The sequence below is a fragment of the Candidatus Schekmanbacteria bacterium genome (assembly GCA_003695725.1).
Classification (GTDB): domain Bacteria; phylum Schekmanbacteria; class GWA2-38-11; order GWA2-38-11; family J061; genus J061.
Window position 1 is genome coordinate 1 of the sequence record RFHX01000320.1, and the last position, 12,801, is coordinate 12,801.

General features: G+C 36.2%; 12 protein-coding genes. 4 read left to right on the forward strand and 8 right to left on the reverse strand.

What is annotated here, in order from left to right:
• The coding region (locus D6734_11855; GenBank protein RMF92612.1) for a GAF domain-containing protein at positions 1-359 on the forward strand (359 nt) is incomplete at its 5' end.
• Between the two features lie 39 nt (positions 360-398).
• Here D6734_11855 and D6734_11860 read toward each other — a convergent pair.
• From D6734_11860 to ilvB, 3 genes are all read right to left on the reverse strand, one after another.
• On the reverse strand, positions 399-629 hold the full coding sequence (locus D6734_11860; GenBank protein ID RMF92613.1) for a KH domain-containing protein: 231 nt from the start codon (positions 627-629) through the stop codon (positions 399-401).
• A gap of 116 nt (positions 630-745) precedes the next feature.
• Positions 746-1,234, reverse strand: a complete 489-nt coding sequence (ilvN, locus tag D6734_11865; GenBank protein RMF92614.1) for an acetolactate synthase small subunit — start codon at positions 1,232-1,234, stop codon at positions 746-748.
• A 6-nt stretch (positions 1,235-1,240) separates the two neighbouring features.
• Positions 1,241-2,908 carry a biosynthetic-type acetolactate synthase large subunit gene (ilvB, locus tag D6734_11870; GenBank protein RMF92615.1) on the reverse strand — a complete coding sequence of 556 codons (1,668 nt, stop codon included), beginning with the start codon at positions 2,906-2,908 and terminating at the stop codon, positions 1,241-1,243.
• Positions 2,909-3,185: 277 nt separating this feature from the next.
• On the opposite strand from ilvB, the gene D6734_11875 reads away from it, so the two are divergent.
• From D6734_11875 to D6734_11885, 3 genes are read left to right on the forward strand one after another with little or no spacing between them, the layout of a single operon-like run.
• On the forward strand, positions 3,186-4,736 hold the full coding sequence (locus tag D6734_11875; protein ID RMF92616.1) for an acyl-CoA carboxylase subunit beta: 1,551 nt from the start codon (positions 3,186-3,188) through the stop codon (positions 4,734-4,736).
• A gap of 15 nt (positions 4,737-4,751) precedes the next feature.
• Positions 4,752-6,245, forward strand: coding sequence for an acetyl-CoA carboxylase biotin carboxylase subunit (accC, locus tag D6734_11880; protein RMF92617.1), 1,494 nt, complete (start codon positions 4,752-4,754; stop codon positions 6,243-6,245).
• Positions 6,246-6,248: 3 nt separating this feature from the next.
• The gene (locus tag D6734_11885; GenBank protein RMF92618.1) at positions 6,249-6,752 is read left to right on the forward strand and encodes a biotin/lipoyl-binding protein; all 504 of its coding nucleotides are present in this window, start codon (positions 6,249-6,251) and stop codon (positions 6,750-6,752) included.
• Here the strand turns inward: D6734_11885 and D6734_11890 are convergent.
• The 5 genes from D6734_11890 to D6734_11910 form a co-directional block, all read right to left on the reverse strand.
• Entirely contained in the window at positions 6,730-8,271 is a 1,542-nt protein-coding gene (locus tag D6734_11890) for a response regulator (GenBank protein RMF92619.1), read from the reverse strand. The two genes, D6734_11885 and D6734_11890, sit on opposite strands and share 23 nt — an antisense overlap.
• Positions 8,272-8,279: 8 nt before the next feature.
• A complete protein-coding gene (locus D6734_11895) occupies positions 8,280-9,257 on the reverse strand; it encodes a diguanylate cyclase (GenBank protein ID RMF92620.1) in 978 nt (325 codons plus the stop codon).
• Positions 9,258-9,531: 274 nt separating this feature from the next.
• A complete protein-coding gene (locus D6734_11900) occupies positions 9,532-9,969 on the reverse strand; it encodes a transcriptional repressor (protein ID RMF92623.1) in 438 nt (145 codons plus the stop codon).
• A gap of 26 nt (positions 9,970-9,995) precedes the next feature.
• A complete protein-coding gene (locus D6734_11905; protein RMF92621.1) occupies positions 9,996-11,072 on the reverse strand; it encodes a hypothetical protein in 1,077 nt (358 codons plus the stop codon).
• Positions 11,073-11,102: 30 nt separating this feature from the next.
• Positions 11,103-12,674: a long-chain fatty acid--CoA ligase gene (locus tag D6734_11910; protein ID RMF92622.1), complete on the reverse strand. Its 1,572-nt coding sequence runs from the start codon at positions 12,672-12,674 to the stop codon at positions 11,103-11,105.
• Positions 12,675-12,801 lie beyond the last annotated feature (127 nt).

Here is a 12,801-nt window from a genome sequence, read left to right on the forward strand (position 1 = left end):
CCCCTAAAAAACTGTATCAGGGGGGGTCAACTTTTCCTTTGACGAAAAGGGAAAGTGTATCAACAAAAGTTATGATGACCAAAAAGCCGGAAATAAAGAATGATATGCAAAAAATTAAGCATTTAAGCATTTATGAGCATGTAAAGATAGATGAGAGCAAACCAAAACCAATTCAGAAAATGATAACTGTACCTCTTCTTGATAATGGAAACTCTTTGGGAGTCATACAAATAAGCAGAAAGGGATATACTCTTGAAGATGCTGGAGCTGATTTTACCGAAGAAGATGCAAAGAAACTGCAGGAAATAGTTCCTCTTTTTCTATCCCAATTAATGAAAATCAAACCCCCCTCCATTTAATCCATTCCAAATCAATTGATTAAATGAAGGGGGGAAATTTTATTCTTTAATACCTACAATCACCTTTTTGCCGTTTTTTCTGCCAACGGCATTTATTATGTTGCGGATAGAGTTTATAATTTTTCCCTTCTTTCCTATTACCAACCCTATTTCTTCTTTGGCAACCTCGATTTCAAGAATCACTGTTGTTTCACTTTTGGTCTCTGTAACAGACACATTTTCAGGTTTGTCAACTAATTTTTGCACGATTAATTCTGTTAGCTCTTTCATTGGTTCCTCCTTTGACTTCTGCCTCTTTTGATTATTCTACCCTCTTCCCCCATTTTTTCATATCATATTCTTTGATTATCATATTAAAGCGCCATTTTTTTGTCAATCAAATTAGCTTAATCTCTGGTGCTTCTATATGGCAAAGCAATAACACCTGTCCTTACCATCTCTTCAATCCCAAAAAAAGATAAAAGTTTAATAATTCCTTTTATCTGTCTGTCATTTCCGACAACCTGCAAAGTTATCAATTTTTCTGTAAGGTCAACTATCGTGGCATTGAAAACATTGCTAATTTCTATTATCTGGCTTCTTGTCTCCTTAGATGATTTTACCGTAATAAGTGCAAGTTCTCGACTTATGGAATCTGCATATCCCAAATCCACAACCTTTATGACATCTATCAGCTTTCTTAATTGTTTAGTCACCTGCTCAAGGATATACTCATCACCTTTCACTACTATTGTTATCCTAGTGACATCGGGCTTATCGGTAACACCTGCGGCTATACTCTCAATATTGTAAGCCCTTCGTGCAAAAAGCCCTGCTATATGAGACAAAACTCCCGGATGATTTCTAACAAGAATCGATAAGGTATGTTTTGCCATTTCTTTTTACTCCATCATAGTTTCTATTGAGCCGCCCGGAGGTATCATTGGTGTAACATTCTCTTCTCTTTCAACCCTAAAATCGAGAAGGATAAGGCCCTTGTATTTCAGTGCGCTTTTAATCGCCCTTTCTACCTCAGATGGCTTTTCTATCTTCATTCCTTTAACTCCATAGCCCTCTGCAATTTTCACAAAATCCGGACTTTCTCCAAGATCGGTAAAAGAATACCTTTCATCGAAAAAAAGCTGCTGCCACTGGCGCACCATTCCCAAAAAACCATTGTTTAGAAGAATTATCTTTATAGGCAACTTATAATTTGAGGCAGTAGCAAGCTCCTGTATTGTCATTTGAAAACTTCCATCCCCTGTAATATTTACAACAGTTTTTTTCGGATTCCCTATCTGTGCACCTATTGCAGCAGGAAATCCGAAACCCATTGTGCCCAAGCCTCCTGATGATATAAACGAACGGGTATGTTTGAACTTCAAGTATTGAGCAGACCACATCTGATGTTGTCCTACATCGGTTACATATATGGCATCGCCTTTCGTGAGCTCACTCAAAGTTTCAATAACCTTTTGCGGTTTTATTTTTTTACCTGAATTTTCATAGGAAAGAGGAAATTCTTTTTTAAAATTCATTATTTTATTTATCCATTTTCGCCTCTTTTGAACCTTAACTTTGTCTGCCAATTCAGAAAGTACAGATTTCGCATCACCAACAATGGGAATAAATGCTTTTTTAATCTTTCCTATCTCTGCAGGGTCGATATCGATATGGATTATGGACGCATTCTTGGCAAAATTGTTAGGATTGCCGGTAACCCTGTCATCAAATCTCGCCCCAACAGCAATTAAAAGGTCGCAATCACGAATGGCAAGATTTGCATATTTGGTGCCGTGCATTCCAGCCATGCCAAGACATAATTTATCTTCAGTGGGGAAAGCACTCATTGACATAAGTGTAAGAGCAACTGGTATAGATGCCTTTTTAGCAAGTTTAAAAAGCTCTTTACAGGCACCCGAAGCAACAACACCTCCACCAGCATAAAGAAGCGGACTTTCTGCATTGTCAATTGCCTTTACAGCGGCATTAATTTGAATTGGATTCCCCTTTATGTTGGGCTTATAACTTGGCAGTCTAACAGTTATGTTTTTTTTCATCTTTGCCGTGCTTTCCTGTATATCTTTGGGTATATCAATCAATACAGGGCCGGGCCGTCCAGTGGATGCTATATAAAGAGCTTCATTTATGACCTCTTCAAGTTTATTGACATCTTTTACAAGATAGTTGTATTTGGTTATAGGCACTGTAATTCCATAAATATCAGCTTCCTGAAAGCTGTCATTTCCAATCATATGTGTCGGCACTTGTCCCGTTATTGCTACAAGCGGAACAGAATCCATATATGCATTTGCAAGTCCTGTAACAAGATTTGTTGCGCCGGGACCTGAAGTGGCAAAGACTACTCCTATTTTTCCCGTTGCCCTTGCATAACCATCGGCAGCATGAATCGCACCCTGCTCATGGCGGGTGAGAATATGTCTTATCTCACTTCTGCCGTAGATTGCATCGTAGATTGGTATATTGGCACCCCCGGGATAACCAAATACGGTATCTATGCCTTTATCAATCAAAGTCTCAACTATTATTTCTGCTCCCTTTTTCTTCACCTACGATAATCCTTTCTCTCTAATTTTACTTCTAAATTAGACAATTGATCGGTCTATTTTTTTCTGTTTCAAATTTTTACATCAAACCTAATTTTTTGATTTTAGATGTGATATTATTTTTAGTCAATTTTATTTTTTTCTTTTTATCCCAAAACATAGGGAAAATAAATGATGCTTGACATCTTATACTGCTTATAATATTTCAAAAATGCTTTTATAAAGATTATGTTTAAGCAATTGTAAAATTTAACTTACTATAAAGCCAGAGGTAGAGCTTATGTCAATAGAAAAACTGATTGAAGAATTAAAGAGGAAGAATGCCTTGGCGGAAATGGGAGGTGGTAAGGAAAAGATTGAAAAACAGCATGCCGCCGGCAAACTCACCGCAAGAGAAAGGATTGACATTCTTCTTGATGAAGGTACCTTTGTAGAGTTTGACAAGTTCGTTGTCCATAGATGTCATGATTTTGGTATGGAAAAAAATAAAATCTATGGTGACGGCGTAGTTACCGGTTATGGCAAGATTGATGGCAGGCAAGTCTTTGTCTTTTCTCAGGATTTTACAGTCTTTGGCGGAAGTTTGAGTGAAACTTATGCAAAGAAAATCGTAAAGATTCAAGATATGGCAATGAAAACAGGATGTCCTGTCATAGGAATAAATGATTCAGGAGGGGCAAGGATTCAAGAAGGCGTCCTTAGTCTCGGCGGCTATGCGGAAATTTTTATGCGCAATGTAACTTCATCAGGAGTAGTACCTCAGATATCGCTTATTCTTGGCCCCTGTGCAGGAGGCGCAGTATATAGTCCTGCTCTTACAGATTTCATTATTATGGCAAAAAAGACGAGCTATATGTTTATCACAGGCCCTGATGTAATCAAAGCCGTAACTCATGAAGATGTCACAAAAGAAGAATTAGGCGGTGCAATGGCTCATAATTCTAAAAGCGGCGTAGCTCATTTTGCTTGTGAAAATGATGAAGACGCACTTTTAACAGCTCGTGAACTTTTGAGCTATATACCTCAAAATTATAAAGAAGACCCCCCATTAGCTCAATGTGATGATGATCCTAATAGAGAAGATGAAGCTTTACAAACACTTGTGCCAGACAATCCAAATAAACCATACGATATGAAAAAACTTATAAAAACAGTTGTTGACAATAACCACTTTTTTGAAATTCATGAGCATTGGGCAAAGAATATCATCATCGGCTTTGCAAGACTTGGTGGACGTTCCGTCGGCATAGTAGCAAACCAGCCGGCGCATCTTGCGGGTACGCTCGATATTGATGCCTCTTTGAAAGCAGGAAGGTTTGTTAGATTCTGTGATTGTTTCAACATCCCCATAGTGACATTCGAAGATGTCCCCGGATTTTTGCCCGGAACAGCTCAGGAATATGGCGGAATAATCAAACATGGCGCAAAACTTCTTTATGCCTATTGTGAAGCCACAGTTCCAAAATTGACCGTTATTACGAGAAAAGCTTATGGAGGGGCATATGATGTTATGTCAAGCAAGCATATCCATGGCGATGTAAGTTTTGCCTACCCAACAGCAGAAATAGCAGTTATGGGTCCTGATGGTGCAGTCAACATAATATTTAGAAAAGAACTTCAAAAAGCGAAAGACCCGATAAAGAAGAAGGAAGAACTCGTCAACGAATATAGAAAACGATTTGCTAATCCTTATGTTGCCGCAGAACTTGGGTATATCGATGAAATAATTGAACCGAAAGATACAAGAAAGAAACTCATCAATGCCCTTCTTATGCTAGAAAACAAGGTTGACTCGATGCCAAAGAAAAAACACAGCAATCTACCATTCTAAAGAGGGATTCGTCAGATGTTTAAAAAAATTCTTATTGCAAACCGGGGTGAAATTGCAGTCAGGATAATAAGAGCATGCAGAGAAATGGGGATTAAGACAGTTGCAGTCTATTCAGATGCAGATAGGAATTCATTACATGTAAGATATGCAGACGAGGCATACCGTTTAGGTCCTCCCTCGCCTGCGGAAAGCTATCTCGATTATCATAAGATTGTAGATATCGCCAAAAAGAGCAAGAGCGAAGCCATACATCCGGGATACGGATTCCTTGCAGAAAACTTCAAGTTCGCAAAACTGTGTGAAAAATCGAAAATAGTCTTTATAGGTCCTCCTGCCAAAGCAATAGAAAATATGGGAATAAAAACTCTTGCAAGAAAAACTATGGAATCGGCAGGAGTGCCAATTATTCCCGGAACAAGCAGCAACATAAAGGATGAAAAGGAGCTGGAAAAAATTGCAAAAAAAATAGGGTTTCCTTTAATGTTAAAGGCTAGTGCAGGCGGCGGCGGGAAAGGAATGCGTTTAGTAAGAGAAAAGAAGGAATTAAAATCTGCTTTACGTGCAACACGCTCTGAAGCAAAATCCGCTTTTGGCGATGATTCAGTATATATAGAAAAATTCGTTGAGAATCCAAGACACATAGAAGTTCAGATTTTAGCCGACAAAAAAGGCAACACTATCCATCTCAACGAAAGAGAATGCTCTATTCAGAGAAGACATCAGAAAGTCATAGAAGAAAGTCCCTCACCAATCGTATCCCACGAAATGAGAAAAAAGATGGGAGAAGCAGCTATAAAAGCCGCTCAAGCAGTGGGTTATTACAGCGCAGGGACTGTGGAATTCCTTGTAGACAAAGACAAAAATTTTTATTTTCTCGAAATGAATACAAGACTTCAGGTTGAACATCCTGTAACAGAAATGATTACCGGAATAGACATTGTGAAAGAGATGATAAGAATAGCTGCAGGACTTCCTTTGAGTATTTCTCAGGAAGATGTAACAGTAAATGGACATAGTATAGAATGCCGCATTTACGCAGAAGATCCGGAAAAGAACTTTATGCCATCTCCTGGTAAGATAATGAATCTTAGGGCACCGGGAGGACCCGGTATAAGAGACGACTCAGGCGTTTTTGAAGGTTTCGAGGTTTCACTTTATTATGACCCCTTAATTTCCAAGCTTGTAAGCTGGGGACGCGACAGGAAGGAAGCTATTGAAAAGATGAGGAGAGCTCTCGATGAATATTACATCAGTGGTATCAAAACAACAATTCCTTTTCACAAACAAGTAATGAAAAGCAAACATTTCATAAAGGGAGATTTTAATACAAGTTTTATCGATACTTCCTTTGAAAAAGAAAAAAGGGAATCAATAGAAAAAGAGAACTTTTTTGATATTGCGCTCATTTCAGCAGCGCTTTCTGCTTATATGAACGATATGAAAAATGGGAAAAACAATATAACGGCTATTCCTCAAACAAGGCAATATAATCCATGGAAAGGCAGATAAACGATGGGATACATTGCGTTTCATAAAGACAAAGAGTATAAAATCGATGTAAAAGAGGTTGAGGGGAATAAATATTTAGTTGAATTAAATGGGAAAAAGCTCGAAGTCGATCTCGTTCATTCTGAACATTCTCTTTACTCTCTTATTATCAACGGTAAGTCATATGAAGTGAATCTAACAGGAAGAAATGGAGAATGCTCAATCCACATTAATGGTATCCACTATTCAATCAATGTAATCAATGAAAAAAAGAAAGCAAAAATAAGAAGGTCCTCATTGGAGCAGGCAGAAGGGAAACAGGAGATAAAATCATCGATGCCGGGGAAAGTTATAAAAGTCTTAGTAAAAGAGGGCGATGAAGTAAATGAAGGGCAAGGCCTTCTTATATTGGAAGCTATGAAAATGGAAAATGAAATAACATCTCCCAAAAAGGGAAAAGTAATTTCTATAGAGGTTAAAGAAGGAGAGACTATAGAAGGGGATGTTAAGCTGCTGACAATCGAATAAGTGGACTATTGTCGATAGCAGTATACTTTTTAATTTCTCCTGATTCAATAAGTTTTACCATTAAATCACTAATCAAAGGGTCAAATTGTTTGCCTCGAAGGGCTATAAATTCATTCTTAATATATTCCATTGGCAGTCTATCCCTGTATATTCTTTTAGAATCCATAGCATCATAGGAATCAGCCGCAATTATAACTTTTACGACGGCAGGGATTTGGTCACCCTTTAATCCATCAGGATATCCTTTCCCGTCTTCTCTCTCATGATGATGTTTAACAATACATCTTACATCCTGCAATGATTTAATCGGTGCAATGATTTTGTCTCCTATTATAGTATGATTTTTTATAATCTCTCGTTCATTATCAGTAAGTTTTCCCGGCTTATTGAGTATCATATCTGATATGCCGATTTTTCCTATATCATGAAGGCGCCCGCCATTATCAATAATCTTTATCTCCTGACTGCTCAATCCAAGTTTTTTTCCCAAAAGAATGCCTATATTCGTTACTCTTTGACTGTGGCCTGAAGTATATTTGTCTCGAGCTTCAATTCCCATTACAAGGGAGTTTATTGCACATAAATAGGAATTATTGAGGTCATTTAAAAGCATTGAGTTGTCAATTGACATAGATGCCTGCATTGAAAGAAATGTCAAAAACTGAATGTCATTCTCATTCATCTGTGAATCATTTGACGAATGAGATATGAAGACCATTTCTCCTCTATAGCCGCCTGAGAAATTCAATGGCACCGATACAATTGCATTTATATTGCTCTCAGAAGTAATATAATTAGAAATATCAGCAATTAAACAGCGGCTTCTCAAAGGATATATTTTTTCACTATTCCTTTTCAAAACTACTGCCTTGGAATTTTGAGAAGATTCGCGGAAATCTCTAATAAACCTCTTAAATGAAAACTCCTTTTCTATTTCCTTGTCAGGATGGCTTGATAGCGTAAAATTTCTCTCTTTCTGTTCGTCAAAAAGCTCAGCATAACAGTAATCAGCCGATGTATTATTCAGTGCTGATTGAAAAATCATAGATAGTATATGTTCTATCTCGAAATTAGAACTTATTTTTTCATTGATTGCACACAACTCACTATATATGTTGATTTTAATATCATCTTCCTTCTTTTTTTTCTTTTCAATTACATCTTTTATAATCCCTTCAACTTCTTTAAAATCGAATGGTTTAAGGACATAACCAGCTGCTCCTTCCTTTAATGCAAGACGCGCTGTTTCCAATGTGCCGTGTGCAGTCATAACAATAACTTCAATATCATCCTTCTTTTCTAATTTGGCAATTTCCTTGACTAATGAAATGCCATCCATTTTCGGCATTATCAGGTCTGTTAGAAGAATGTCATAGGAATTAGTTTTAATCTTTTGAAGAGCTTCAAGGCCATCTTCTGCGCTGTCAACATCATATCCCCGGTCTATAAGAGACCTTGTTACAAATTTGCGGATAATTTTAGAATCGTCTGCTACAAGTATTTTAATTCTTTCTTTCATTGGGTTATCTATTTCTGAATATCAGAGGAAAGGACAAGCAGGTTTTTACCTTTCTTCTTTGCGGCATATAGCGCTTTGTCTGCACATTCAATAAGACTTTTTTTATCAGTTGCATTCTTCGGAAAACTGGCAAGTCCCATACTGACAGTAACCTTCCCCTGAGGTAAAACTTCCTGCCTGTCAAAATGCGTTTCTGATATAACATCCCTAAGTCTTTTAACAATTGTAAAAGATTCCTTCTCATCAGTTTCAGGAAATATTACACAAAATTCATCGCCTCCGTATCTCGCAACATAATCGCAATCTCTGCAGGATTTTGTCAAAAGCCAAGCCATTTGTTTGAGAAGAATGTCACCTGCAGGATGCCCATTTGCGTCGTTGTATTCCTTGAAATAGTCAATATCCAACATCAATACAGAAACAGGTCTATTATATCTTTTGCATCTATTGATCTCTGCCTCAAGCAGTTGATGAAAAAAGCGATGATTGTAAACCTCTGTCAGCCCATCGATTTGGGAAAGCTCCCTATAAAATTCTCCCTCTTCAGCCTTTCTTTGAAGTTGTCTCTTTTCAATCGTTCTTTGCACGACAATCTGTATCTGTTCAATATTAAAGGGTTTCACGATATAGTCAGTAGCACCCAATCTCATCGATTTAACGGCAGTTTCAACTGATGCATATCCTGTCATAACCAATACATCCGAGTTTGGAGATATTTCTTTTGCTTTTTTCAAGACTTCCATTCCATCCAATTCAGGCATTACTATATCCGTTATAATCAAATCATAATTGTTGGATTTTATTTTTCCGATTCCTTCAAAACCGTTTGATGCCAATTCTACATCAAAACCTTCATCTGTTAATACATCATTCAGCATACATCTCATAACTTCTTCATCGTCGATGACTAATATTTTATGTTTTTCTTCATTTTTTAATGGTTGATTTTGTTTAATAGTTAGAATTCCCTGTTTTATTGAATTCATTTGGAATCTCCCTTTCAGTGCAAAAACCTTTTTAATATAATCGGTTTATTGGACAATTTATTAAGCAAGTATTCGAGGCTTATAAAATTTAATAAAGTTATTTTCTGTCAATTCTTCACCTTAAATTTACAAAAGATTTTTTTTAGTTTTGAATCAATTTGAGGGGTATTTATCGGAAAAGAATATCTTTAATTGAAATAAAAAAATGAAAATATAAGGTTTTTTCAATTTTTATGGCATTGAGAGCGCGTTTTTAATAGAAAAAGGAGTTTATCTACTTTTTCTTTTCTCGGCATTTTTTACAATAGCCAAAAATCTTCAAACTGTGATGTTCAGCCAAAAAGTCCTTTTTTCTACAAACCTCATTTTGAAGATTCTCGATGCGTTCATCATCAAATTCTATAAAACTATTGCAAGAGAGGCAGACCAAATGGTCATGATGCCTATGTCCAAGAATATGCTCATAAATTTTGCGGCCAAATCCGGCTTGATGCTGTGTTATCAACTTGCTTTTTATGAGAAGGTCAAGAGTTCTATAAATTGTTGCTCTCGATATTTTGCTGTTTTTTTCCCGTAATATTGCCTCTAATTGGTCTGCATCAAAATGGTCATGGGTTTCAAAAATAACCTGGACAATAGTTTCCCTTTCAGCCGTATATTTGAGGTTATTTGATTTTAGATACTCTTTGAATGTTTCAAGGAAATCTTCCAATTTCAAAGGTCCAGAAAATTGTTCAATTATAACCTGATTTTTTTAGTAATTGTTTTTCCATCAACTACTTTTACACCCAATATTTGTGCCGATTTTCCTTTATAGTCTATAATCACATCATATACACCGGGCACAATAGATACTTTTTCATTCACTCTGCCGCTCTTGATAGGATTTTGTCTATCGCCAGCGGGATATATCGTAACTGGAAGATTCTTAACATCTTCAGATTTATTCAATGTTTTTACCACAATCCAGCCCTGTTCAAAGACGACATCAATCACTTTTTCTTCCTGGTCCTTTATCTCTACATTTTCCTGCCACTTATCTGCACCTTCGTGGCTAACCTTAACATCATATATTCCCGGATAAAGTTCAATTGGGTCACCAGAAACTCCAGCACCTACTTTTCTGTCTAAATCGATTGTTTCAACCTTAAAAGGAGTTGCTCCTTCCTTGACAAATGTTATATCAACATTTGCTCCTAAAACCTTATAGAACCGAGTTTCATATTTTGTCATCCCTTCTTTTTCTCTAATGACAGGAGCTCGCAGCATCTCAGGTTTCAAGATTTTCTCAACTGTCTCAAGCGAATTGCCAATCTGAATTTTTTCTCCCAAGACGAATAATTGTGTAATATAACCATCTTCGTTTCTCGATACTTCCAATCCTTTATCAGGGTCTCTATCAGGCACTACAAGGATAGATGCCGCTGCTGGAGTTTTATCTTTATTAATCGATTTAACAAGGAGCTTTCCGGTAGGGAAAACAACTGTATCAGTAAACTTTTTACCCTGCTCAACCTTTACATCATTAATCCACTTCATATTGCCGCGCCAATCAATCTTTATATCATATGTCCCTTCTTTCAGATACATATCAAGACCTGAAATTCCTTCTGCAACCTGATCAATGTGGTTATCTTTCGTATAAGCAATTACTTTGCAATCTATTACCTCTCCATTTGTCTTCTTAGTTGCAATAAGCAAGCTTCCTTGTTTAGGCCCTTCTTTTTTACATCCCCATATGATTATAAAGGATAAAAAAAGTACTGGTAAAATAATCGCCTTCTTCATTGAAAACTTCTCTTTCATCACCATCATTGCTTTGCCTCCTTATATTTTTTCTCATTGTTAAAAATTTTCAAATATTGTCAAACTTTTTCTTTCATTGGAAAGCTCTTTTATAACCAACGATTTTAGTTCTTCTTTTTTTATCTTTGCACTTGCTGTAAGTGGAAAAGAGTCAACAAATATTATGTAGTCAGGAATCTTATATGAAGCAAGAAACTGTTTACAAAAATTACTCAGTTCCTCCCCGCTTACTTTACTTTTTTCCTTCGTCTTTACACAAGCAACAATTTTTTCTCCAAAAGTTTTGTCTTCTATACCAAAAACTGCAGCTATTTCAACAAAATCATGATTCATTAAATGTCGTTCAATTTCACCTGGGAAAATATTAAATCCCCCTCTGATAATTAAATCCTTTTTCCGTCCTAATATTTTCAGATTTCCCTCATCATCAATAACTCCAATATCTCCCGTATAAAACCAATCTTCTATCTCTTTATTTCTGTAATAAGCCTTCATTACACTTTCGCCTTTTATTGCAATTTCTCCAGACATTCCATTTTTCACCTTGTTTTTCTCATCATCAACAATCTTCACCATTGTCCCTTCTACGGCTTTGCCCGCACTCTTGCTTCTAACATATAAATCATCATCTGGCGATGAAATAGATATACATGAAGCTTCTGTCATACCATAAGCGATACACGCCTTACAACCAAATTTCTTCTCTAACAGCTCTATTAATTCTGGTGTACAGGAAGCGCCTGAAATATAACCTGTTCTCAATGAAGTCTTCTTAATCACGCTTTTTTCCATCTCTTCGCATAACTGTACCACCTGAGTTGGAACAGCATAAAGCAAGGTGACATTTTCATCTTTTATAAGAGACAAGGATTCTTCGGGATCGAAAACATCAAGAATTATTATAGTTGATCCTGCTGTAAATGCATTGTTTAGAAGCACACTTGACCCAAAGGCATGTGAAAAGGGTACTATCAAAAGGAAAATGTCCTTATCTGTTATCTTTAATCTTGAATTTACTGCAAGAGAATTTTTTATGAGATTTCTCTGATTCAAAAGAACACCTTTCGGTTTCCCAGTGCTTCCTGATGTATACAATATAACAAAGGGTTCATCAATTGAAAGTGGTTTATATTCATCAAGCCTTCTCAATATATTTGATTTTTCATTTTGGAATGGATATTTATTTCTCTGATTCAAAGGGGTTTCATCCAAAAAGATTATTTGATCTTTCTGTTCCCTATTTTTGTAAATTTCATCTAAAATGACTTTGTAATTTTTCTTTTTATATGACGAGAAGCAAAATATAGCTTTTGGATCACAATCATCGATGATTTGAGAAATTTCACTAATTCCATATCGAGTATCAACGGGCACTGAAATAATACCTGTCAATGCTGAAGCATAGTAGAAAAAAACAAATTCAGAGCTGTTTGGTAAAATCAGCACAATACGTTCTCCGCATTTGATGCCAAGATTTAAAAGAGCATCTGCATAATCCAAAATATTGGATGCAGTATCAATAAATGTGCATTCTTTTGTATTCTCTTTGAGAAAGGTTTTTTCCCCTCTCAAACTTAGATGAGTATACAGGAAATCTTTCACCAAACTCATAGTATTAGTTCATTATTTTAGATCAAATTAAAGAAAAGTAACTAAATAAATTTAACAAAAAGATTTGTAAAGAAGATGTCTAATCTACAGGTTAAAATAAAAGGCCCTCTTTCGTAATCAAGAGGAC